The sequence below is a fragment of the Nocardia sp. NPDC058497 genome (assembly GCF_042720195.1).
GTDB lineage: Bacteria > Actinomycetota > Actinomycetes > Mycobacteriales > Mycobacteriaceae > Nocardia.
In genome coordinates, this window is the sequence record NZ_JBHXMY010000019.1 from 25,437 (window position 1) to 25,725 (window position 289).

Consider the following 289-nt stretch of genomic DNA (forward strand, 5'->3'; position numbering starts at 1 on the left):
GACTCTCTGGCGCGAGTTCGCCGGTGGGCCACCCCGGGGGGGGGGGCCCCCCCCCCCCCCCACACCCCCGCCCGCGCCCCCGCCCGCCCCCCCCCCGCCCCCGGGGACAAGGTCGAACTGTGCGCGATGGCCAAGCGGTTCGCCACCGACGTCGGATTCGAGGTCGCCAACAAAGCGCTGCAATTGCACGGCGGCTACGGCTACCTGCACGAATACGGTCTGGAGAAGATCGTCCGCGATCTGCGGGTGCATCAGATCCTCGAGGGCACCAACGAAATCATGCGGGTGG

At 71.3% G+C, this 289-nt stretch carries 1 pseudogene; it reads left to right on the forward strand.

Annotation, left to right across the window (positions count from 1 at the left end):
• Window positions 1-102: 102 nt before the first annotated feature.
• Window positions 103-289: pseudogene (locus ACFWPJ_RS02880) on the forward strand (acyl-CoA dehydrogenase family protein); the annotation flags it as partial.